The 20,392-nt window shown below is 63.8% G+C and carries 22 protein-coding genes; 8 read left to right on the top strand and 14 right to left on the bottom strand.

What is annotated here, in order from left to right:
• Window position 1: 1 nt before the first annotated feature.
• The 5 genes from N4T19_RS17965 to sucC form a co-directional block, all read right to left on the bottom strand.
• The gene (locus N4T19_RS17965) at window positions 2-535 is read right to left on the bottom strand and encodes a pilin (RefSeq protein WP_313900069.1); all 534 of its coding nucleotides are present in this window, start codon (window positions 533-535) and stop codon (window positions 2-4) included.
• 312 nt (window positions 536-847) lie between these two features.
• Entirely contained in the window at window positions 848-1,495 is a 648-nt protein-coding gene (locus N4T19_RS17955) for an FHA domain-containing protein (protein WP_260718684.1), read from the bottom strand.
• 299 nt (window positions 1,496-1,794) lie between these two features.
• On the bottom strand, window positions 1,795-2,478 hold the full coding sequence (locus N4T19_RS17950; RefSeq protein ID WP_116926062.1) for a TerC family protein: 684 nt from the start codon (window positions 2,476-2,478) through the stop codon (window positions 1,795-1,797).
• Between the two features lie 112 nt (window positions 2,479-2,590).
• Complete coding sequence (gene sucD, locus N4T19_RS17945) at window positions 2,591-3,487, bottom strand: succinate--CoA ligase subunit alpha (RefSeq protein ID WP_021026616.1); 897 nt, start codon at window positions 3,485-3,487, stop codon at window positions 2,591-2,593.
• Window positions 3,488-3,503: 16 nt separating this feature from the next.
• On the bottom strand, window positions 3,504-4,664 hold the full coding sequence (gene sucC, locus N4T19_RS17940; RefSeq protein ID WP_021026617.1) for an ADP-forming succinate--CoA ligase subunit beta: 1,161 nt from the start codon (window positions 4,662-4,664) through the stop codon (window positions 3,504-3,506).
• Between the two features lie 562 nt (window positions 4,665-5,226).
• Here sucC and argC point away from each other — a divergent pair.
• The 3 genes from argC (at window position 5,227) to N4T19_RS17925 (ending at window position 8,110) form a co-directional block, all read left to right on the top strand.
• The gene (gene argC / locus N4T19_RS17935; protein WP_182344637.1) at window positions 5,227-6,159 is read left to right on the top strand and encodes an N-acetyl-gamma-glutamyl-phosphate reductase; all 933 of its coding nucleotides are present in this window, start codon (window positions 5,227-5,229) and stop codon (window positions 6,157-6,159) included.
• A 142-nt stretch (window positions 6,160-6,301) separates the two neighbouring features.
• Window positions 6,302-6,970 (top strand): c-type cytochrome, encoded by a 669-nt coding sequence (locus N4T19_RS17930; RefSeq protein WP_260718683.1) that lies wholly within the window; start codon window positions 6,302-6,304, stop codon window positions 6,968-6,970.
• A 12-nt stretch (window positions 6,971-6,982) separates the two neighbouring features.
• Window positions 6,983-8,110 carry a c-type cytochrome gene (locus tag N4T19_RS17925; RefSeq protein ID WP_260718682.1) on the top strand — a complete coding sequence of 376 codons (1,128 nt, stop codon included), beginning with the start codon at window positions 6,983-6,985 and terminating at the stop codon, window positions 8,108-8,110.
• Between the two features lie 100 nt (window positions 8,111-8,210).
• Here the strand turns inward: N4T19_RS17925 and N4T19_RS17920 are convergent, their stop codons facing one another.
• Genes N4T19_RS17920 through N4T19_RS17890 form a run of 7 tightly spaced genes read right to left on the bottom strand, consistent with a single transcriptional unit; the run spans window position 8,211 to window position 14,932 of the window.
• A complete protein-coding gene (locus tag N4T19_RS17920; protein ID WP_260718681.1) occupies window positions 8,211-9,272 on the bottom strand; it encodes an ABC transporter substrate-binding protein in 1,062 nt (353 codons plus the stop codon).
• A gap of 11 nt (window positions 9,273-9,283) precedes the next feature.
• Window positions 9,284-10,408 (bottom strand): NAD(P)/FAD-dependent oxidoreductase, encoded by a 1,125-nt coding sequence (locus N4T19_RS17915; RefSeq protein ID WP_182344633.1) that lies wholly within the window; start codon window positions 10,406-10,408, stop codon window positions 9,284-9,286.
• Window positions 10,401-11,834, bottom strand: coding sequence for an FAD/NAD(P)-dependent oxidoreductase (locus tag N4T19_RS17910; RefSeq protein WP_116926058.1), 1,434 nt, complete (start codon window positions 11,832-11,834; stop codon window positions 10,401-10,403). Before N4T19_RS17910 ends, N4T19_RS17915 begins: the two co-directional genes overlap by 8 nt.
• Complete coding sequence (locus N4T19_RS17905; RefSeq protein WP_260718680.1) at window positions 11,831-12,193, bottom strand: (2Fe-2S)-binding protein; 363 nt, start codon at window positions 12,191-12,193, stop codon at window positions 11,831-11,833. Before N4T19_RS17905 ends, N4T19_RS17910 begins: the two co-directional genes overlap by 4 nt.
• Entirely contained in the window at window positions 12,193-12,987 is a 795-nt protein-coding gene (locus N4T19_RS17900) for an ABC transporter permease (protein ID WP_260718679.1), read from the bottom strand. Before N4T19_RS17900 ends, N4T19_RS17905 begins: the two co-directional genes overlap by 1 nt.
• A 17-nt stretch (window positions 12,988-13,004) precedes the next feature.
• Complete coding sequence (locus tag N4T19_RS17895; protein WP_116926055.1) at window positions 13,005-13,862, bottom strand: ABC transporter permease; 858 nt, start codon at window positions 13,860-13,862, stop codon at window positions 13,005-13,007.
• Window positions 13,859-14,932: an ABC transporter ATP-binding protein gene (locus N4T19_RS17890; RefSeq protein ID WP_260718678.1), complete on the bottom strand. Its 1,074-nt coding sequence runs from the start codon at window positions 14,930-14,932 to the stop codon at window positions 13,859-13,861. Before N4T19_RS17890 ends, N4T19_RS17895 begins: the two co-directional genes overlap by 4 nt.
• 200 nt (window positions 14,933-15,132) lie before the next feature.
• On the opposite strand from N4T19_RS17890, the gene N4T19_RS17885 reads away from it, so the two are divergent.
• From N4T19_RS17885 to yddG (N4T19_RS17865), 5 genes are all read left to right on the top strand, one after another.
• On the top strand, window positions 15,133-15,978 hold the full coding sequence (locus N4T19_RS17885) for an IclR family transcriptional regulator (protein WP_260718677.1): 846 nt from the start codon (window positions 15,133-15,135) through the stop codon (window positions 15,976-15,978).
• A gap of 65 nt (window positions 15,979-16,043) precedes the next feature.
• The gene (locus N4T19_RS17880; RefSeq protein ID WP_182344627.1) at window positions 16,044-17,000 is read left to right on the top strand and encodes a 2-hydroxyacid dehydrogenase; all 957 of its coding nucleotides are present in this window, start codon (window positions 16,044-16,046) and stop codon (window positions 16,998-17,000) included.
• A gap of 166 nt (window positions 17,001-17,166) precedes the next feature.
• The gene (gene yddG, locus N4T19_RS17875) at window positions 17,167-18,105 is read left to right on the top strand and encodes an aromatic amino acid DMT transporter YddG (protein WP_260718676.1); all 939 of its coding nucleotides are present in this window, start codon (window positions 17,167-17,169) and stop codon (window positions 18,103-18,105) included.
• A gap of 124 nt (window positions 18,106-18,229) precedes the next feature.
• Window positions 18,230-18,379, top strand: coding sequence for a hypothetical protein (locus N4T19_RS17870; RefSeq protein ID WP_182344623.1), 150 nt, complete (start codon window positions 18,230-18,232; stop codon window positions 18,377-18,379).
• A 161-nt stretch (window positions 18,380-18,540) separates the two neighbouring features.
• Window positions 18,541-19,461 carry an aromatic amino acid DMT transporter YddG gene (gene yddG / locus N4T19_RS17865; protein WP_182344621.1) on the top strand — a complete coding sequence of 307 codons (921 nt, stop codon included), beginning with the start codon at window positions 18,541-18,543 and terminating at the stop codon, window positions 19,459-19,461.
• Window positions 19,462-19,480: 19 nt separating this feature from the next.
• Here yddG (N4T19_RS17865) and N4T19_RS17860 read toward each other — a convergent pair whose 3' ends face one another.
• On the bottom strand, window positions 19,481-19,960 hold the full coding sequence (locus N4T19_RS17860; RefSeq protein ID WP_116926051.1) for a VOC family protein: 480 nt from the start codon (window positions 19,958-19,960) through the stop codon (window positions 19,481-19,483).
• Window positions 19,961-20,068: 108 nt separating this feature from the next.
• Window positions 20,069-20,320, bottom strand: a complete 252-nt coding sequence (locus tag N4T19_RS17855; RefSeq protein WP_116926050.1) for a VF530 family protein — start codon at window positions 20,318-20,320, stop codon at window positions 20,069-20,071.
• Between the last annotated feature and the right edge of the window lie 72 nt (window positions 20,321-20,392).

Below are 20,392 nucleotides of genomic sequence, written 5' to 3'. Positions count from 1 at the left end.
TTTAACGGCATTCTGCAGGAGCGTACTTTGCAGGAAGTGTACCAGCAACTACGCTTGCAAGACCACGACTGGTCGCAGTTTGATTAGAATCCGAAGCACAAGCCCAGTCAATAGCGCCTTTGGATGCAGCGGTAGGAGCTGCATTCTGCACGTTGGGCGTGAAAGTAATAGTCTGGGTATTCAATCCAGTTGGAATACCATTGCCTGCGGTTGCTTTGATTGCGACAGTGATATTCCATGGAGTATCAGTAGCAATAGTGACATCATCCACGAACTTTGACGAAGCTTCAGCCTTTTGATTTGGATTTGCCATGTAGGCAGTGGCAGCAGCGGTCAATCCTGCGGTGCCATCCGTCTGAAACGCTTCAGACATCAAACCTTTAGCAGAGCTGCCCGCAATGACGCCTTCCGAAATCTTCGTACGAATAGTGTAATCTTGATAAGCAGGCAGTGCGATAGCAGCCAAAATACCGATAATCGCCACAACGATCATCAGTTCGATCAGGGTGAAACCCTTTTGCATCTTACGCAGCATGTTGAATCCTCTCTATGTAACCAGTGATTAGGCAGCCTTGTCGAGCGACTTGGCGTGCATCACTTATTGCAAGTGCTGTGCCAACTTTTGGCGTCTACGCACCTCGCGGCCTCGACTGACAAAAATGCGGCGTTTTGTTAACTTATTGTGCAAGACGTTCATAAATGTCAGCAAGCCAAGATTTCTGCCATTTTTGTCACCCGATGAACGACTGTGCATGCTAAGAGCATGGGAAGCAGAAACAGAAACGGCACCCAACGGTGCCGCAGCATTTGTGTAGGCCCTGTCTATGCAAGCCCAAGACCCAGAGCCCTAGGTCCAAAACTCATAAGCCATCCCCGCCAGCTCAATCCGATCCCCCTTGTGCATCGACAGCCCCACGCCATTGAGCGCCTGGCCATTGAGCACCACATCGGCAGAGCCATCCACCTTGGTGGCGATATAGCCCTTGCCGCGCTTGGTCAGCGCAGCGACGGCGATACCGGGGCGGCCGACGGTGGTGACGACCTTGGACAGAATGATGTCTTCGCTGGCGCCACTGACGGCGCGCAGGTAGGGGCTGGGGGTGTAGGGCTGCTCTTCTGCGGGGGGGAAGTCGGCCGGGACCGTGGGGCTGTCTTCACCGTGGTCGGCGTGGGCTGGCTTTGCGGTCAGGCTGCCGGCTTCGCTGGCATGCAGGTAGTGGCTTTCGGGCACGAGAGAGTTCATCAAAAAGCGGATGCGGCATTTGCCGATGTCCAGCAGGTCGCCGCTTTGCAGCACCTGGCGGCGCACCTTCAAGCCGTTGACCTTGGTGCCATTGGTGCTGCCCAGGTCTTCGACGACGACGATGCCGATCTTCTTCTCATAGGTGAACGCCACATGCTCGCCGCTGACCGCCATGTCGGTCAGCACGATGTCGTTGGTGGAACGGCGCCCCAGGGTGGCCCTGGACTCCGTCAGCATGTAGTCTTGGATCACCACTCCATCTAATGAAACTATGAGTCTTGGCATATTGATAAACCTCGTCACGATTATATGCACATAAGCTATACAAATGACTTTTTCGATACGCGGTTGACAAAGGATCACGATGTGTTGGGTGCTACCGGATTTTGGTTACGGGTTTACCCTTGATTCCTCTTAGAAGCTGATGCTGATCAATGCGTTGGCTTCTGCGGGCGCTCTTTCCCCTTGACGATGCACAATCGCTGCAGCCCGGCGTAGAAATGCAAAAAGCGCCCGAAGGCGCTTTGTGTTGGGGTGAGGGGATCAGCCGCTCAGTGTGCGGGCGCGGTATTGCGCTTTTGCAGCCACAGACCCAGGCCCACCACCAGCGCGGCGCCAGCGGCAGCTGCCAGGTAGTGCAGCGCAGGGTTAGCCTCGACAAAGCCGTGCAGCAGCTTGTCGTTCATGATGGTCTCACCACCGACCCAGCCGATGAGGCCAGCGCCCAGAATGACGATGACCGGGAAGCGTTCCATCAGCTTGATCATCAAGGTCGAACCAAAGATCACCAGCGGGATCGAAATCGCCAAGCCCAGGATCAGCAGCAGCATATTGCCGCCGGCAGCTGCCGCCACGGCAATCACGTTGTCCAGGCTCATCACCAGGTCGGCGATCAGGATGGTGCGAATGGCCGCCATCATTGTGCCGGTGCCCTTGCCCGCGCCCTCTTCTTCGTCGTGGCTGGTCAGCAGTTGCAGGCCAATCCACAGCAGCAGGCAGCCGCCAACAATCTGCAGGAAGGACAGCTCCAGCAGCTTGGCCGCAACTACGGTCAGCAAAATACGCAGCACCACGGCGGCGCCGGAGCCAAACATGATGGCTTTTCTTTGTTGTTCAGGGGGCAGGGAGCGCGCTGCGAGCGCGATGACAACGGCGTTGTCGCCCGAGAGAATGATGTTGATCCAGATGATCTTGACCAGCCCGATCCAGAAGTCGGGATGATTGACGTAATCCATGTTGCGCTCCGTAGTTATGAATAAAGACGCCAGACCTGAACGATCTGGCGTCTTCTTTTTATGGAGTACGCAGTTTAGCGGGGCACGCAGCCCCTGGCATGCGTAATTTTGCTTACTTCAGCAGGCCTTGCAGCAGGCGGCCCATTTCGGATGGGTTGCGGGTGATGGTGAAACCGCACTCTTCCATGATGGCCAGCTTGGCATCTGCCGTGTCGGCGCCGCCGGAGATCAGCGCGCCAGCGTGGCCCATGCGCTTGCCGGGAGGGGCAGTCACACCAGCGATGAAGCCCACCACAGGCTTCTTCATGTTGGCCTTGCACCAGAGCGCGGCTTCCGCTTCGTCTGGGCCGCCGATTTCGCCGATCATGATCACAGCGTCGGTGTTCGGGTCGTCGTTGAACGCCTTCATCACGTCGATGTGCTTGAGACCATTGATGGGGTCACCACCGATACCGACAGCCGAAGACTGGCCAATGCCCAGCTCGGTCAGCTGTGCCACGGCTTCATAGGTCAGCGTGCCCGAACGGCTCACCACGCCGATGCGGCCTGGCTTGTGGATGTGACCGGGCATGATGCCGATCTTGATTTCACCGGGGGTGATCAGACCGGGGCAGTTAGGGCCCAGCAGCAAGGTCTTCTTGCCGCCAGCCGCTTCCTTGGCCTTCATCTTGTTGCGCACTTCCAGCATGTCGCGCACGGGGATGCCTTCGGTGATGCAGATGGCCAGGTCCAGGTCGGCTTCCACCGCTTCCCAGATGGCAGCAGCAGCGCCAGCGGGTGGCACATAGATCACGGACACGGTGGCACCGGTGTCCTTGGCAGCGTCCTTGACCGAACCGTAGATAGGGATGTCGAAAATCTTTTCGCCAGCCTTCTTGGGGTTCACGCCAGCGACGAAGCAGTTCTTGCCGTTCGCGTATTCCTGGCACTTTTCAGTGTGGAACTGGCCGGTCTTGCCCGTGATGCCTTGGGTAATGACTTTGGTGTCTTTATTGATATAGATAGACATGTGTGTTCTCCAGGGCTTACTTCACTGCGGCAACGATCTTGGTGGCGGCTTCGGCCATGGTGTCGGCCGAGATGATGGGCAGGCCCGATTCGGCCAGCATCTTCTTGCCCAGCTCTTCGTTGGTACCCTTCATGCGCACCACCAGTGGCACGCTCAGGTTCACCGCCTTGCAAGCGGTGATCACGCCGGTCGCGATGGTGTCGCACTTCATGATGCCGCCGAAGATGTTGACCAGAATACCCTTGACCTTGGGGTTCTTGAGCATGATCTTGAAGGCTTCGGTGACCTTCTCGGGGGTGGCACCGCCGCCCACGTCCAGGAAGTTGGCAGGCTCGCCGCCGAACAGCTTGATGGTGTCCATCGTGGCCATGGCCAGGCCAGCGCCGTTCACCAGGCAGCCGATGTTGCCGTCCAGGCTGATGTAGGCCAGGTCGAACTTCGAAGCTTCCACTTCCGCTGGATCTTCTTCGTCCAGATCGCGCAGGGCCACCAGTTCTGGGTGACGGAACAGCGCGTTGGGGTCGAAGTTGAACTTGGAGTCCAGTGCAATCACGTTGCCCTTGGAGTCACGGTTGAGCGGGTTGATTTCAACCAGCGATGCGTCCGTGTCCATGTAGCACTTGTACAGCTTTTGGCAGATATCGATGAACTGGGCCACCGAATCAGCAGGCATGCCGATGCCCTTGGCCAGCTCTTCACCATTGGCTTGCGTGAAGCCGGCAATGGGGTCGACCAGCACGGTGATGATCTTCTCAGGAGTGCTGTGCGCCACTTCCTCGATGTCCATGCCGCCTTCGCTCGAAGCGATGAAGGCCACCTTCTGCGTGCCACGGTCGGTCACGGCAGACAGGTAGTATTCCTGCTGGATGTCGGCACCGTCTTCGATGTACAGGCGGCGCACCTTCTGGCCTTCAGGGCCGGTCTGGTGGGTCACCAGCTGCATGCCGAGGATTTGCTCGGACAGCGCCTTCACGTCGTCGATGGTCTTGGCAACCTTCACGCCACCGCCCTTACCGCGGCCACCTGCGTGAATCTGGGCCTTCACCACCCACACGGGGCCGCCCAGCTTCTGTGCTGCTTCCACTGCTTCTTGCACAGTGAAGGCGGGGATACCGCGCGGAACGGGCACGCCGAACTGACGCAAGATTTCCTTGCCTTGGTATTCATGAATTTTCATGATGTCTCTCAGTAAAACAAAATGGGAAAAAACCCGGCGGCCGAGCGCGCAGAACAAAGAATTCGCAAACAAGGCAGAAGGCCTGGCAGTCCGCGAATTTACCATGCTGCACTGCGCCATGCGAGGCAGCGCCCGCAGGAGTCCCAACCGCCGTCCGGGGTTTGTCGGCCGCCGGAATGCATATAGCTATTATTTGTATAGCTAACCAGCCATGTTGGGCAGTCGTCTCCGTGCACCAGGTCTGTCAGCCAAGGCAGTCAATGCCTGTCGGAGGCCTGCGCAAAAGTTGTCGATAAATACCCGAGCGGTGCAGGATTTTTGGCACAGCCGCCCGGGGCTGACACAATTTTGCGCTAGTGCGCACTGCGCTTTGGGCCAGCACCGGGCCATCACAGGCACCAAAACAGCATGTCCGGCGCATCGCACAAGCCCTGGTCAGACCGGACTGCAAATTTGCCGTCCTCCTGCACGCGTTGCGCCGCTTTGTATGACAATAAGCACTTTCCCGAACCCCAAGCGCCCGCAGCCTCGCAGGCGCCAACCCGCAGCAGGAGTGATGGCAATGGCAAAAGTGTTTATCGACGGCGAAGCTGGCACCACCGGTTTGCAGATTCGCGAACGCCTGGTGGATATGCCCGGCGTGGAGTTGGTAAGCATTGCGCCCGAGCTGCGCAAGGACCCAGAGGCCAAACGCGCGCTGATCGCTGGCGTGGACCTGGTCATCCTCTGCCTGCACGACGATGCCGCCAAGGACACCACGGCCATGGTCGATGCCATCGAGCAGGAAACCGGCCGCAGCATCCGCATCATCGATGCCTCCACCGCCCACCGCGTCAACGACCAGTGGGTCTATGGCTTCCCCGAGCTGAGCGCGGGCCAGAAAAGCGCCGTGCAAGCGGCCAAGCGCGTCTCCAACCCCGGCTGCTATGCCACTGGCGCCATCGCCATCCTGCGCCCGCTGATCGATGCCGGCCTGGTCCCTGCCGATGCCGCGCTGGCACTGCCTTCGGTGTCCGGCTACTCCGGTGGCGGCCGCCAGATGATGGAAGCCTATGAGGCCGGCGGTGCCGCGCCTTATGAGGCCTATGCACTGGGCCTGACGCACAAGCACATCCCCGAAATCCTGAAATACACCGGCCTGACCCGCCGCCCGGTGTTCATCCCTGCGGTCGGCAACTTTGCCCAGGGCATGCTGGTGCAGCTGCCGCTGCACCTCGATGAGTTGCCCGGCAAGCCGCTCTTGAGCGATCTGCATGGCGCCCTGGCCGCCCACTACGCCAAGACCAACCAGGACGAACAATGGGTACAGGTGCTGCCGCCCACCAACGACAACAAGCTGGCCGCCGATACCTTGGCAGGCACCAACAAGCTGGAAATCCGCGTGTTCGGCAACGAGCAGCTGCGCCAGGCCGTGGTCATCGCCCGCCTGGACAACCTGGGCAAGGGCGCCAGCGGCGCTGCGGTGCAAAACCTCAAGCTGATGCTGAACCTGTAAATTCAGCCCTCACCCTCCGTCAGAAAAGCCGCTCGCCAGCGGCTTTTTTCATGCGCGCGGGGTGTGCAACACCATCGACATTGGCCGACACCGCCCCAGGCATTCTCTGCCTAACATGGGTCCAAACTACAGCCATAACACGATGAGACAACGCCCCACACGCCCGCTGCGCCAGCTTGGCGCTGTCTGGCCTTGGGCGCTGCTGCTTTGTGCAGCCGCCCAGGCCCAAAACGCCAACCCCCAACAAGGCGAGCAGATCGCCAACAACGGCCTGCCGCCCAGCGTGGCCTCCTGCGCCAGCTGCCATGGGTCCAAAGGCCAGGGCATGGCTGCCTTCCCGCCACTGGCCGGCCAGGTCGCCAGCTATCTGCGCTCGCAGTTGGATGCCTTTGCCGATGGCGCGCGTGGCAACCCCATCATGGCGCCCATCGCCAAGGGTTTGACGCCGCAGCAGCGCGCCGATGTTGCCGCTTACTTTGCCAGTCTGCCATCGGGCATTGCCGCCTCGCCGGGCCAGGCCGATGCCAAAGACAAGGGCGCCTGGCTGGTAGAGCGTGGCCGCATGCAAGATGGCATACCTGCCTGCAGCAGCTGCCATGGGCCTGGTGGCGCTGGCGTGGGTGCGCATTTCCCCGCCATTGCCAGGCTCAGCGCCAGCTATATGCAAGCGCAGATCGATGCCTGGAAAAAAGGCAGCCGCCCGCCCGGGCCGCTGGGCCTCATGGAAGGCATTGCCAAAAAGCTCAGCAGCGATGATGTCAACGCCATCGCCCAGTACTACGCCGGCGCCTCGGGCGCCGCCAAGCCTTGAGCGGAGAATCCCATGGATTACCAGCGCCCCAACCATGTGGAAACGCCCGAGGAGCAGGCCCGCGTCCAGCACAGCGAGTGGCAGTACCTCAAGATCTTTGTGGTGGTTGTTGTCGCCATCGTGCTCGTGGCCGCCATCAGCTTTGGCGTGCAGGTGAGCAAGAGCATGGGCGAGCTGGCCCATGAGCGGCCCGCCGCAGCGCCCGCCCAGACCGCGCAAAAAACAGCAGCACCCGCCACCCCCAGCCCCGCACCCGCTACCGCCGCATCGGATGCAGCCCAACCAGCGCCAGCAGCTGCCACTCCCACTGCCAGCGCAGCCAAAGCGCCTGCTGCTGCCAGCACTGCCGCCTTTGCCCCGCCCGCCGCCGATGCGATTCCCGACGGTCCGATGGGCGATGTGATCCGCCAGGGCGAACAGATCTTTCTGCACACCAGCACACAGGCCAAGGCCTTTGTCGGCAATACGCTCAACTGCGTCAACTGCCACCTGGATGCAGGGCGCGCCGCCCACTCCGCGCCGCTGTGGGGCGCCTACACGCAATACCCGGCCTACCGCAGCAAGACCAAGAGCGTGGACACCTTCTCCGAACGCCTGCGCGGCTGCTTCATGTACAGCATGAACGGCAAGGCCCCGCCCCATGGCGATGAGGTGTTGGTAGCACTGGAGGCCTATGCCTACTGGATGTCCAAGGGCGCGCCAGTGGGGGAGAAGCTGCCCGGCGCCGGCTACCCCAAGGTGGCCAAACCCGCCCAGGTGCCCGACTATGCGCGCGGCCAGAAGGTGTTCAACGCCCAGTGCGCGCTGTGCCATGGCGATGACGGCCAGGGCCAGCGCAGCGGCGATGTGCAGGTCTTCCCTCCCCTCTGGGGCAAGCATTCGTACAACTGGGGCGCCGGCATGCATGAGGTGGACAAGGCCACCGGCTTTATCAAAGCCAATATGCCGCTGGGCAAAGGCAATACGCTCAGCGACCAGGACGCCTGGGATGTGGCGACCTACATCAACAGCCACGAGCGCCCGCAGGACCCGCGCTTTACCGGCAATATTGCAGACACACGCAAGCGCTTCCACGACAGCGAGTTCTCGCTCTACGGCCAGAGCGTCAACGGCCAGCAACTGGGCCGGGGCGCCCCATAAAAAAACTGCCAACGCCGCCCCTGTAGAGGGCATGCGTTGGCAGCTTTGCTATCGGTCCAATCAAGTGCCGGGCGCTATGCCACCAGGCACCTGCCGGTGATCAGCGCTCCACCGTGCGGTTCCAGCGCTTGTTCCACTCGGGGCGGTCGGCGTTGACCACATCCCAGTCCACGGCCACGGCATTCTTCAAGATGGCGTTCATCTTGTTCTGCTCTTCGGCTGGCTTGCCTTGCAGCTTGGTCTTGGGGTTCACGGGGTTGTAGCTGCCGTTTTCCATCGCCAGCGCCTGGGCTTCCGGGCTCACCAGGTACTCCACCAGCTTTTGCGCCAGCTCGGACTCGGGGTTGTTGTTGAGCACGCACATGGCGGTCATCAGCACGACCGCGCCTTCCTTGGGCGCCACATATTCCATCGGGATGCCCTTGGACTTCATCAGCTCGGCCTGCGTCAGGGTGTAGGGGAAGATGGCTGCATCACCGGCCTGCATCATCTCCACCACCTTGGACGAATTGGGGATGTACTCCACCACGTTCGGGCCAATGGTCGTCGGCCAGGCCTTGAAGGCCGGGTCCACGTTCTTTTCGTTGCCGCCCTTGATGCGGTTGAACATCAGGAAGGCATGCAGGCCAAAGGACGAGGCCGGCATCGACTGCACCACCACCTTGCCCTTGAGCTTGGGGTCGGCCAGGTCGTTCCAGGAAGTGGGTGCTGCCCAGCCCTTTTCGGCAAACATCTTGGTGTTGTAGGCCAGGCCGGTCAGGCCCATCGACAGGCCGATCGCGCTGTCCTTGATCTTGGCGATGTCCGGGATCTCGCTGTAGCCGGCAGCGGGCTTGAGCTTTTCGCACAGGCCCATGCTGATGGCGCGGTACATCACGCCGTCATCCAGGGTCATGACCTGCATCTGGGCCTTGTCCTTGGAAGCCTGGGCCTTGGCCAGGATATCGGTCGAGGTGCCCGGCACCACCACCACCTTGACGTTGTTGGCCTTCTCGAACGCGGGGAACACGAACTGCGAGTAGGTGCGCTCCATGTTGCCGCCATTCATGCCGATGTAGATGGTTTTGGTCTGTGCCTGCACCGCGCTGGCCGCAGCCACCACAGAGGCCATCAGGGCGATGGCGCGCACAGGAGTTTTGAGGGTCGTCGTCCAAGAAGACATGTGGGTTCCTTTCAGGTTGAACATGCGGGGTCGGTAAATCGGTCTATACGGAAAGCATCGATCGGCGTGCTGCTGCGGCCCTGGGCAATCAGCTCGGCCATCACATCGCCCACGCCCGGTCCGAGCTGGAAGCCCCCGCCGGCAAAGCCAAAGGCATGGTAGAGACCGGCCTGGCGGCTGCTGGCGCTGATGATGGGCTCGTGGTCGGGCAAGGCGCCTTCGTTGCCGCTCCAGGTGCGGATCAGCTGGGCATTCTTCAACTGGGGCAGCAGCTCCACCAGCTGCGGCAGCTGCGCCCAGACGGTGGTGTGGCGGTTGCGCGCGCGGGTGTCGTCCAGCACCAGGCCGGGCCCGCCGCCAAACACCACATTGCCCCGGCGCACCTGGCGGCAGTAGATACTGCCGCCCTCCACGCCCAGGCTCCAGTGCAAAAAGAAGGGCAAGGGCTCGGTCACGCCCATGGCCGGCGGCCGGATGCGCATGGGCACCGGCTCGCCGCATTGCTCGGCAAACTGCCCGGCCCAGGCGCCTGCGGCGTTGACCACCACATTCGCGCGGATCTCCATCTCGGGCGTACGCACCACAAAGCGCTGGCCATTGTGCGCCACATCCAGCACCGGGCTGTGCTCGAACACCTGGGCCCCGGCCCGCGCGGCCGCCGTGGCAAAGGCCGGCGACAGCAGGCGCGGATTGGCCTGGCCATCATCGGGGCAGAACGAGCCGCCCACGACCTTGGCGCCGCCGACCGGAAAGCGCTTGTGCAGCTCCGCGCCATCGAGCAGCTGCAGGTCCAGCCCACAGTCGCGCGTCTTCTCGGCATAGCGCACTAACGATTCCATATCCGCCTGCGAGCGGGCAATCTTGAAGTGGCCCGAGCGCTCGTACTCGGCCTCGGTGCCAATCAACTCGGTCAGGCGCCCCCAGTGCTGATGAGAGCGTTGCGACAGCGGCAGCATCGCCAGCGACCGTCCCTGGCGGCGCACACCACCAAAGTTGACGCCGCTCGAGCGCGAGCCGCACAGATCGCGCTCGACCACCACCACCTGGATGCCGCGTTTGCGCAAGAACAGCGCCGTGCTCGCGCCCATGATGCCGCCACCAATCACCACCACCTCGGTGGCCAGTTGCTTAACCATGGCTGGCCTCCTGGTCCGTGCTGACCACGGTCATGTCCAGCGGCAGGGGCTTGATCGGCGCCTGGCCCCGGATGCGGCCTATCTGCGCCACCGGCACCTTCAAGGTGTCGGCCAGGATCTCGGTCGCGGCCACACCGCACATGCGGCCCTGGCAGCGGCCCATGCCAACCCGGCACAGCGCCTTGATGCGGTTGATATCGCCCTGCGGCTGGGTGGCAGCGGTAGCGCGCAGCTCAGCCGCCGTGATGTTTTCGCAGCGGCAGACCACCAGCGCATCGGGCGCACGCGCCGCCCAGTCGTCGGGAAAGGGAAACGCCACCTCCAGCGCCTGGCGGAACTGCTGCGTCTTGTCCAGCTGCTGGCGCAGCTTGGCCTGGCGCGCTGCATCGGTTGCAATGCCCCGGTCCTGCAGCAAAGCCAGTGCGGCCAGCTCGCCCGACATCTCGGCCGCGTCAGCCCCCATGATGCCGGCGCCATCGCCCGCCAAATAGACGCCGGGCACGCTGCTGCGCCGGTCGGCATCGATCTGCGGCACATAACAGCGGTGCAAGGGGGCAAAGGCGAACTCGCAGCCCAGCAGATCGGCCAGCTGCGTCTCGGGCCGCAGCGCATAGCCCAGGCCGATGGCGCTGCAGGCGGTGTGCTGTTCGGCGCCCTGTGCATCCTTCCACACGAGGGCCTGCACGCGGTCTGCGCCTTCGGCGCGCAGCAGCTGCACGCCATGGTGCACCGGCACATCGTGGAACATCAGCCAGCTCAAAAAATACACGCCCTTGGCCGCCACCGCCGGCTGGGCCAGCATGGCGGGTGCCGCCTTGTAGCGCTGCACCGCCGGGGCCGTATCCAGCACTGCCAGCACCCGGCCACCGGCCTTGGCGTACTGGTAGGCCACCAGATACAGCAAGGGGCCGGTGCCGGCAAACACCACCGCGTCACCAATCGCACAGCCCTGGTACTTCAAGGCCACCTGGGCGCCGCCCAAGGTGTAGACACCCGGCAGGGTCCAGCCGGGCAAAGGCAGCACCCGGTCGGTGGCGCCGGTGGCGACGATCAGATCGCGCCAGCGCAGGGTATTGGCAGTGCGCTGCGCCGTGTGCAGCAGGTCCAGGCTGTGGCCCTGGGCGTTCCAGACGAGCGTGTCAGGCCGGTAGTCCAGCTGCGGGCGCAGGCGGTCAAAGGTCTGGTGCAGGTCGCTGGCGCGGCCGGCCTCAAAGCCATACAGATCCTTGGGCGTGCGGCCAAAGCCATCGGGCTGGCGGCGGTAGATCTGGCCTCCGGCCTGGGGTGCCTCGTCAATGACCACCGGGCGCAGGCCATGGGCCAGCAGGGTTTGCGCGGCGCGGATGCCGGCGGGCCCGGCACCCACGATGACGGGCGGGCCGTCGGCGGGCCGGGGATCGTCCAGGTAGAAATCGCTGCCGATCATGGTTGCACCTGGCTGGCATTCGTGGCGGTAGCCTGGGCCACGGCCTCTGTCGTGGTACAGATCTGCATGCCCACCTGCAGCAAGGTCGAGCAGGCGCGCAGCTTGCGGCCAGCCTGCTCACCACCCAGCGTGACCCAGCAGTCCTGGCAGGCGCCCATCATGCAAAAGCCGGCGCGCGGGGTGTGGGCAAACTCATGGCTGCGCAGCTGGGCCGACTGGGCCAGCACGGCAGTCAGCACCGTGTCGCCCTGCAGCGCCTGGGCCGGCTGGCCGTTGAGCACGAAGTGCAGCGGCGCGCGGCCCTGCTCCTTGAGGCGCACCAGCTGGCCGGCCGGCAAAAGGGGAGTAGCGTGTGCCATCAGTGCTTGCCGATCAGGATGCGGTCCAGGCCATAGACCTTGTCGAGCAAGAGCATCAGCCCCAGCGTGATGAAAACGATCAGCGCCGACACCGCTGCCATCATCGGGTCCAGCGACTCGGTGGCATACATGTACATGCGCACCGGCAAGGTCACCGTGCTGGGCGAGACCACAAAGATCGACATGGTCAGCTCGTCAAAGCTGTTAATAAAGGCCAGCAGCCAGCCGCCGGTGATGCCGGGCAGCATCATCGGCAAGGTGATGCGCTGGAACACCTTGGCATTGCTCGCGCCCAGCGAGTAGGCGGCCTGCTCGGCGCTGCGGTCAAAGCCAATCAGCGCGGCCATCACCAGGCGCATGGTGTAGGGCGTCACCACCAGCGCATGGGCAAAGATCAGCCAGCCAAAGCTGCCCTGGCCGCCCACCAGCGAGAACATGCGCAGCATCGCCACACCCAGCACCAGGTGAGGAATGATCAGCGGCGACAGGAACAGCGCCTGCAGCGCGCCACGGCCGGGGATCTCATAGCGCACCAGCGCAATGGCAGCGGGCACAGCCAGCGCCGTCGAGATGGAGGCGGCAGCCACCGCCAGGCCCAGGCTGTTCCAGAACGACTGGACAAAGTCGGCATGGTGCAGCACCTGCTCAAACCAGCGCAGCGAGAAGCTGGTGGTGGGCAGGGTCAGAGTCTCGGCCGGGGTGAAGGCCACCAGGCAGACGATCACCAGCGGCGCCAGCATGAAGATGATGACCAGCGCGTTGAAGATCAGGGCAATGGGTCCGTTTTTTTGCATGTCAGTTACCTCGCCTCTCAGCCCAGGGTCTTCTTGTAGCGGCCTTCAACCATGCGGTTCCAGCCCAGCATGATCACCAGGTTGGCGGCCAGCAGCACAAAGGCGATGGCTGCGCCCAGCGGCCAGTTCAGCTCGTGCAGGTACTCGTCATAGATCAGAGTGGCCACCATCTTGACCCGGCGCCCGCCCAGCAGGCCCGGAATCGCAAACGAGCTGGCAGCCAGGCCAAACACGATCAGGCTGCCCGAGAGAATGCCGGGCAGCACCTGCGGAAACACCACGCGGCGCAAGGTGGTGAAGTGCGAGGCACCCAGCGACAGCGAGGCGCTCTCGACCGAAGGATCGAGCTTTTGCAGCGAGGTCCAGACCGGGATCACCATGAAGGGCAGCATCACATGCACCAGCGCAATGACAATGGCCGTCTCGTTGTAGAGCAGCTTGACCGGGCCGATGCCCACCAGGCGGAAGATGTCGTTGATCAGCCCTTCTGGGCCCAGCAGCATGCTCCAGCCAAAGGCCCGCACCACCACCGAAATCAGCAGCGGCGCCAGGATGATCAGCAAGAAGATGGAGCGCCAGGGCGCGCGCATCTTGCTCAGGATGTAGGCCTCGGGCGCGCCGATGGCGATGCAGATCAGGGTGACCAGGCCCGAGATCCACAAGGTACGCCAGAAGATCTCGTAGTAGTAGCTGTCGGTGACGATGTGCACATAGTGCTCAAACGTGAAGCTGCCCGCGACCGGGCCGGTGTCCACGTGGTAGGCATTGAAGGACAGGATGGTGGTCAGCAGCAGCGGCACGGCCAGCATCACCGCAAACAGCAGCAGCGCCGGAGCGCTCATGGCCCAGGGGGCCCAGGTGCGGCGCTCGCTCATGCGGCCACCCCGTCACCGGCGATCAGGCGCACATTGCGGTCGGACCAGTCAATACCCACCTGGCTGCCCACCTGGTGGGGCGCCTCGCCATCGTTGGCTGCCGTCACGGTGATGCTGCCCAGCGGGCATTCCACGGTGTAGAGCCAGAGGTTGCCCAGGAAGAAGCGCTCGCGCACGGTGCCCTGAGTGCGGCCGGCCGAGCTGGCCGACAGCTGGATTTTCTCGGGGCGCAGGCCCAGCAGCAAACGCGTGCCGTGGCTGGCCGCTGCGGCGGGCACATCCTGCACCGCCATCTGCACATCGCCCACATGCGCCAGCCACTGGCCGCCCTGGGCATGCACGGTGGCCTGCAGCAGGTTTGCCTTGCCGACGAAGGTGGAGATAAAGGCGTTGTGCGGGTGCTCGTACACCGTGTGCGGCGTGTCCACCTGGGTGATACGGCCGGCCTCCATCACCACGACGCGGTCGCTGATCGACATCGCCTCGCTCTGGTCGTGCGTGACCATGATGGTGGTCGTGCCCACCTTGCGCTGGATCTCGCGCAGCTCGAACTGCATCTCCTCGCGCAGCTTGGCATCCAGGTTGGACAGCGGTTCATCGAGCAGCAGCACCGGTGGCTTGATAACCAGCGCCCGGGCCAGGGCCACGCGCTGGCGCTGGCCGCCCGAGAGTTCACGCGGGTAGCGGTCGGCATAGGGCCCCAGGTGCACCAGGGCCAGCGCTTCGCTGGCGCGCTCGCTGCGCTCGGGCTGCGCCACCTTGCGCATCTCCAGGCCAAACTCGACGTTCTCACGCACAGTCATGTGCGGGAACAGCGCATAGGTCTGGAACACGATGCCCAGGCCGCGCTCATTGGCCTTGGCGCGCGTGATGTCCTTGCCGTCGAGCTCAATACGGCCTTCGGTCACATCCACAAAGCCGGCAATCATCTGCAAGCTGGTGGTCTTGCCGCAGCCCGAGGGGCCGAGCAACGAGACGAACTCGCCCTTTTGCACATCCAGGTTGAACTGGCTGACCACCCGGTTGGGGCCGTACTGTTTGGAGACGTTGTGGAGACGCAGAAAACTCATGGAAATCACCTCGGTGGCACGTGGTTGCGGGGCCCGTCAGCCATGTCGCACGGATGAACGACATTTGCAACTATTTATCTATTTTCGGAATGTGGTTTGAATCCATACACGGTGTAAACACTGATAATGGAAGAAAAATTTGATTTATTCCGATAAATGGAATAAAAATCAGATCCACCGAATTTTTATTCCGGAAAACCATGCGCACCGACACCTCTGAGGACAACAGCCACCAGCGCGGCACCCTGCACCGCAGCTTTTTGGTGATGCGCGCGCTGGCCGCGCACCAGACCGAAGGCGTGCGCGTGACCCATCTGGCCAAGGAAATCGGCCTGACCCAGGCCACCACGCACCGGCTGCTGCAGGGCCTGATCCAGGAGGGCATGGTGGAGCAGGACCAGGTGCACAAGCTCTACCGGCTGAGCCTGGATTTGTTCTCGCTGGCCGCCCAGGCCGGCGCGGTGAGCGACCTGCGCAGCCTGGCGCGCCCGGTGCTGCTGCGCCTGTGCGCCAGCCTCAATGACACGGTGATCCTGATGGTGCGCTCGGGCTTTGACGCGGTCTGCCTGGACCGCATCGAAGGCCAATTCCCGATCCGCACCTTCACCGGCGATATCGGCGGGCGCGTGGCGCTGGGTGTGGGCCAGGGCTCGCTGGTCATCCTGGCCAACCTGCCCGAGGCCGAGCGCGAGGAGGTGCTGCGCTTCAACCTGCCGCGCATGCAGCACTACAACGTCTATGACGAGGTCTACATGCGCACCGAGATCGACAAGGCGCACCGCCAGGGCTATACCGCCAAGAACTCCGGCCTGCTCGAAGGCATGGCCGGCCTGGCCGTGCCGGTGTTTGACCGGGGTGGCCAGGTGGTCGCCGCCCTGTCGATCGGCACCCACACCGCGCGCCTGAGCGACGAGCGCCTGCCCATCGTGCGCGACATGCTGCTGCGCGAAGCCAAAACGCTGAGCGCCCAGATCAACCCCTTTGACCCGACCTTGCGCCACCCGATGCATGCGATCTCCACCGGGGACCGCACCCGCTCGATGTAAGCGGCGCCAGCCTCTACCCCCTTTTCTCCCGCCCTCTCACCCTTTCAGCGCTACTGACCCCCGCCATGGCCTCCAGCACCCCTTTGCACCTCATCATCAAAAGCGGCGGCAGCGCTGCGATCCCGGAATGGACGGCCCTGTTTGCCGAATTTGCACCCCATGTGGTCGTGCATGACTGGAACAGGCCGCCGGCTGACCGCAGCCTGGTGGATTTTGCGATGGTCTGGGAGCCAGAGACCGGCGCGCTGGCCCGCTATCCGCAGCTCAAGGCCATCTTCAGCTCGGCCGCTGGCGTGGACCATATCCTGGCCGATAGCGAACTGCCGCCAGCGCTGCCCATCGTGCGCATGGTCACGGGCGAGTCGCAGCAGCGCATGGCCGAGTTCTGCCTGATGGCCACCTTGATGCTGCAAAAGAACATGCCGCGCGCGCTGGCCCAGCACCGCCAGCAGCAGTGGATCGAATTCAACCCGCCGCATGTGGCCAGCGAGCTGCGCGTGGGCATTCTGGGCCTGGGCACCTTGGGGGCTGCTGCCGCGCAGATGCTGCGCGCCGTGGGCTACCCGGTGCAGGGCTGGTCGCAAACGCGCAAGCAGATCGAGGGCGTGACCAGCTACTGCGGCCAGGACGAGCTGGCCGCCTTTTTGCGCAGCAGCCAGGTGCTCATCTGCCTGCTGCCCGATACGCCTGCAACCCGGGGCATTCTCAATGCCCAGCTGTTTGCCCAGCTTCCCGCTGGCGCCCAGCTGGTCAATGCCGGCCGGGGCACGCAGCTCCACAGCGCCGACCTGGTGGCCGCGCTCGACAGCGGCCAGTTGGGCGGTGCGCTGCTGGATGTGACCGAGCCGGAGCCCTTGCCGGCCGACTCGCCGCTGTGGACGCACCCGCGCGTCATCCTCACGCCCCACATCGCCGCCAGCGCCAGCCGCCGCGCCAAGGCGCGCCAGGTGGCCTTGTCGATGGCGCAGTGGCAGGCCGGGCAGGCGCTGGACAACTGCTTTGACCGGGTGCGCGGCTACTGATCAACCCGGGTAAATGGGGCCGGCCAGGCAGCTGAAAGCCGGGCTGCTGCCAGGCCGCTACTGGCGCCATATCCGAGTGTTTTGCGATGCCAAGCCCTTGGCCCCATCAGGGCCGCCCAATAGCCGCTAGGATGCGAGCCGCCCTCGTCTGCATCCCCTCCTCTCCATGTCCACCCCTTCTCTTGTGCCCAGCCAGCGCGCGACGCTGATTGGGCTTTCTGCCGTGCTCTGCTGGTCTGCACTGGTGAGCCTGTTCCGCAGCGTTGCCGAACACCTGGGGGCGATAGGCGGGGCCGCCTGCGTGTTCTCGCTCAGCGCCTTCTTGGTGACCTGGCGCTTTGGCCTACCGCGCGCCGCGCAGCTCAAGGCCATGCACCCGGCCTATGTGCTGGGCTGCGGCCTGCTGTTTGTGCTCAATGAAATTGCCTTCTCGCTGTCCCTGGGCTGGGCCAGCCACCGCGGCCAGACGCTGGAGCTGGGCATGATCAACTACCTCTGGCCCAGCCTGACCTTGGTGATGGCCACGGTGCTGGGGCTGCAGCGCTTTCGCGCCGGCCTGGTGCCGGGGGTGCTGCTGTCAATGGCCGGCATTGTGCTGGTGGTCAAGGGCGACAACGCGCTGTCGCTGGCCAGCCTCTGGGCCAATGTGCAAAGCAACCCGCTGGCCTATGCGTTGGCGCTGTGCGCGGCCTGCCTCTGGCCCTGCTATTCGGTGGTGTCCAAGCGCTACACCCAGGGCGCCAATGCACTGCCCGCCTTTCTCTGGGCCGTGGCCGCCGTGCTGTGGATCAAGTACGCACTCAGCCCCGAACCACCGCTGCGCTTTACCCTGCCCGCGCTGCTGCAGCTGGGCCTGCTCAGCGGCTTGACCGCCCTGGGCTACAGCTGCTGGGACCATGGCCTGCGCGCGGGCAACCTCACGGTGATGGCCGTGGGCTCTTACTTCACCCCCGTGCTGTCGGCCCTGGTCGGTACCGTCTGGCTGCAGGTGCAGCCGTCCTGGAGCTTTTGGCAAGGGGTGCTGCTGGTGACGCTGGGATCGTTGGTCTGCTGGTGGTACACCCGCAGCCCCACCTTGGCCGATGGAAAAAAGCTGGCCGGATAAAGGGGTGGCTGCCGCATGCATGCCGGTTTGGTATACACATACAAACACCTAGTCGTCGCCCGCTGGCCAAACGCGCCCGGCGCACTATAGTGGGCGGGTTGACCGCGTTTTTTCCGAGCTGCCCATGGACTACTCCCGCCCCAACCATATCCCCACTGCCGCCGAGCAAGAGGCCGACAAGCGCCTGGAGCTGCGTGGCCTGATCGCATTTGCCGTGCTCACCGTGGTGGCCACCATTGCTGCCGCACTGGTCTTTGGCAGCCATATCGCCTAAGCGCTAATCGCCCCAAGCCACACTGCGCCAACCTGCCGGGCGCCACTGAATGGCAGCCAGGTAGCAGCTCGATGCTGGCTACCAGGCCTGCAGAGCTGTGCTTTTCCGGCTAGGATGCAAGGCTGCTTTTCACAGCTGTCCCTGCATCCAGCCGCGCTCCCATGTCTTCCTCCCCGACGCCCTCTTCCCAGGCCGCTTCGCAACGCGCCACCTTGATTGGCCTGTCGGCCGTGCTGTGCTGGTCCACGTCGGTGGGCCTGTTTCGCAGCGTGGCCGAGCACCTGGGGCCCATTGGCGGGGCGGCGGCGGTGTTTACCTTGGGGGCCCTGCTGGTCACGCTGCGTTTTGGCCGCCCGCGCCTGGCGCAGCTGCGCGCCATGCACCCGGTCTACCTCTGGGGCTGCGGCCTGCTGTTTGTGCTCTACGAGATCGCGCTGTCGCTGTCGCTGGGCTTTGCCAGCAACCGGGGCCAGACGCTGGAGCTGGGCATGATCAACTACCTGTGGCCGAGCCTGACCATTGTGCTGGCCACCGTTTTTGGGCTGCAGCGCTTTCGTGCGGGCTTGGTGCCCGGGGTCTTGCTGGCCATGGCCGGCATCGTGCTGGTGCTCAAGGGCGACAGCGCGCTGTCCATCGCCAGCCTCTGGGCCAATGTGCAAAGCAACCCGCTCGCCTATGGCCTGGCGTTCTCGGCCGCCTGGCTCTGGCCCTGCTACTCGGTCATCGCCAAGCGCTATGCGCATGGCGCCAATGCGCTGCCCACCTTTCTCTGGGGCGTGGGCGCGGTGCTCTGGGTCAAGTACGCGCTCAGCGATGAGCCGGCGCTGCACCTGTCGCTGCCGGCCATCGTGCAGCTGTGCATGCTCAGCGGCCTCACCGCGCTGGGCTACAGCTGCTGGGACCATGGCCTGCGCGCGGGCAACCTCACGGTGATGGCCGTGGGCTCGTACTTCACGCCCGTGCTGTCGGCGCTGGTAGGCACCGTCTGGCTGCAGGTGCAGCCGTCGTGGAGCTTTTGGCAGGGGGTGATGCTGGTGACCGCCGGCTCGCTGATCTGCTGGTGGTGTACCCGCAGCACATAAGCAGCACAGGGCTGACTGCTCAGCCTTTGCGCGCCGCTTCCAGCGCGGCAATGTCAATCTTGGTCATGCCCATCATCGCCTCGAACACGCGCTTGGCCGCAGCGCGGTCGGGGTCGGACATGGCCGCAGTCAGCATGCGGGGCGTGATTTGCCAGGAGATGCCCCAGTGGTCCTTGCACCAGCCACAGGCACTTTCCTGCCCGCCATGGCCAACGATGGCGTTCCACAGGCGGTCGGTCTCGGCCTGGTCGTCCGTGGCGATCTGGAAGGAAAAGGACTCATTGTGCTGAAAATGCGGCCCGCCGTTGAGCCCAATGCAGGCAATGCCCGCCACGTTGAACTCCACCACCAGTACATCGCCCTGCCGGCCATCGGGGTAGTCCCCCGGCGCGCGGTGCACGGCGCCCACAGAGCTGTCCGGAAAAGTCCGGGCATAGAACTGCGCGGCATCGAGCGCATCCCCCTGGTACCAGAGGCATACGGTATTTTTTGCGGTCATCGTCGGTCTCCTGTTTGCACAGACGACTAGCCTAGCGGCTCGCAGCCCGCCTGCAAGTAGGACAGCGCTGCACAGCAAGGACGCCGCCGCACTGCGGGCGACGAGGCCTCAGGCGCCGCTGCGCCTTTTCTCGCGCAGCATGAACAGGTACAGACCCTCGACTTTCTCGCGCGCCCAGGGCGTCTTGCGCAAAAAGCGCAGGCTGGAGTTGATGCTCGGGTCCAGGCAAAAACAACGCACCGGGATGCGCTCACCCAGCTCTTCCCAGCCAAAGTACGCGACCAGCTCGTTCAGGATGTGCTCCAGGGTCAGGCCATGGAGGGGGTTGTTGGGCTGTTCGGCGGTGCTCATGGCCGCCATTGTCGCCCAGCCGGGGCACGGGCCGCGTGGCTGGGGCTTTGCGGGCCGCACATCTGCGCAGCCCGGCGGGGC

It is taken from the genome of Comamonas squillarum (assembly GCF_025309455.1).
Classification (GTDB): domain Bacteria; phylum Pseudomonadota; class Gammaproteobacteria; order Burkholderiales; family Burkholderiaceae_C; genus Comamonas; species Comamonas squillarum.
This window is presented reverse-complemented; position numbering and strand designations above follow the sequence as displayed.

Coding starts and splice junctions, on each gene's coding strand:
- N4T19_RS17965 (WP_313900069.1), bottom strand. CDS start 535: ATGCTGCGTAAGATGCAAAAGGGTTTCACCCTGATCGAACTGATGATC.
- N4T19_RS17950 (WP_116926062.1), bottom strand. CDS start 2,478: ATGGATTACGTCAATCATCCCGACTTCTGGATCGGGCTGGTCAAGATC.
- sucD (WP_021026616.1), bottom strand. CDS start 3,487: ATGTCTATCTATATCAATAAAGACACCAAAGTCATTACCCAAGGCATC.
- sucC (WP_021026617.1), bottom strand. CDS start 4,664: ATGAAAATTCATGAATACCAAGGCAAGGAAATCTTGCGTCAGTTCGGC.
- argC (WP_182344637.1), top strand. CDS start 5,227: ATGGCAAAAGTGTTTATCGACGGCGAAGCTGGCACCACCGGTTTGCAG.
- N4T19_RS17930 (WP_260718683.1), top strand. CDS start 6,302: ATGAGACAACGCCCCACACGCCCGCTGCGCCAGCTTGGCGCTGTCTGG.
- N4T19_RS17925 (WP_260718682.1), top strand. CDS start 6,983: ATGGATTACCAGCGCCCCAACCATGTGGAAACGCCCGAGGAGCAGGCC.
- N4T19_RS17920 (WP_260718681.1), bottom strand. CDS start 9,272: ATGTCTTCTTGGACGACGACCCTCAAAACTCCTGTGCGCGCCATCGCC.
- N4T19_RS17915 (WP_182344633.1), bottom strand. CDS start 10,408: ATGGTTAAGCAACTGGCCACCGAGGTGGTGGTGATTGGTGGCGGCATC.
- N4T19_RS17910 (WP_116926058.1), bottom strand. CDS start 11,834: ATGATCGGCAGCGATTTCTACCTGGACGATCCCCGGCCCGCCGACGGC.
- N4T19_RS17905 (WP_260718680.1), bottom strand. CDS start 12,193: ATGGCACACGCTACTCCCCTTTTGCCGGCCGGCCAGCTGGTGCGCCTC.
- N4T19_RS17900 (WP_260718679.1), bottom strand. CDS start 12,987: ATGCAAAAAAACGGACCCATTGCCCTGATCTTCAACGCGCTGGTCATC.
- N4T19_RS17895 (WP_116926055.1), bottom strand. CDS start 13,862: ATGAGCGAGCGCCGCACCTGGGCCCCCTGGGCCATGAGCGCTCCGGCG.
- N4T19_RS17890 (WP_260718678.1), bottom strand. CDS start 14,932: ATGAGTTTTCTGCGTCTCCACAACGTCTCCAAACAGTACGGCCCCAAC.
- N4T19_RS17885 (WP_260718677.1), top strand. CDS start 15,133: ATGCGCACCGACACCTCTGAGGACAACAGCCACCAGCGCGGCACCCTG.
- N4T19_RS17880 (WP_182344627.1), top strand. CDS start 16,044: ATGGCCTCCAGCACCCCTTTGCACCTCATCATCAAAAGCGGCGGCAGC.
- yddG (WP_260718676.1), top strand. CDS start 17,167: ATGTCCACCCCTTCTCTTGTGCCCAGCCAGCGCGCGACGCTGATTGGG.
- N4T19_RS17870 (WP_182344623.1), top strand. CDS start 18,230: ATGGACTACTCCCGCCCCAACCATATCCCCACTGCCGCCGAGCAAGAG.
- yddG (WP_182344621.1), top strand. CDS start 18,541: ATGTCTTCCTCCCCGACGCCCTCTTCCCAGGCCGCTTCGCAACGCGCC.
- N4T19_RS17860 (WP_116926051.1), bottom strand. CDS start 19,960: ATGACCGCAAAAAATACCGTATGCCTCTGGTACCAGGGGGATGCGCTC.
- N4T19_RS17855 (WP_116926050.1), bottom strand. CDS start 20,320: ATGGCGGCCATGAGCACCGCCGAACAGCCCAACAACCCCCTCCATGGC.